Origin of the sequence: Sulfitobacter sediminis, from assembly GCF_040811725.1 — a bacterium.
GTDB classification, from domain to species: domain Bacteria; phylum Pseudomonadota; class Alphaproteobacteria; order Rhodobacterales; family Rhodobacteraceae; genus Sulfitobacter; species Sulfitobacter sediminis.
On the sequence record NZ_JBFNXX010000265.1, the window covers coordinates 1 to 234 of the forward strand.

General features: G+C 56.4%; 1 pseudogene. It reads right to left on the minus strand.

Going from position 1 to position 234, the window contains the following annotated elements:
* Positions 1-213: pseudogene (locus tag AB2B41_RS23760) on the minus strand (glycerol-3-phosphate transporter); the annotation flags it as partial.
* Positions 214-234 lie beyond the last annotated feature (21 nt).

The following is a 234-nucleotide window of genomic DNA, read 5'->3' on the forward strand; positions in this document are numbered from 1 at the left end:
CACTAGCAGCCCGATGCCGAGGCCCATCGCCTTCAGCTTGCTGTTCAGCATCATCATCGCATCAGTCTCATTCACCACAGACACCAGCGCCTTGCGGTAATTCTCGAATAACTGGTCCCCGGGCCAAAGCGGCATCGGAGGCCGCACGATCTCTGACTGGTCGACCGTGGACGCCACGTAAGCCAGCCAGTTCTGTAAGAATATATAGTACAACCCCACGATAATCCCCAGGTG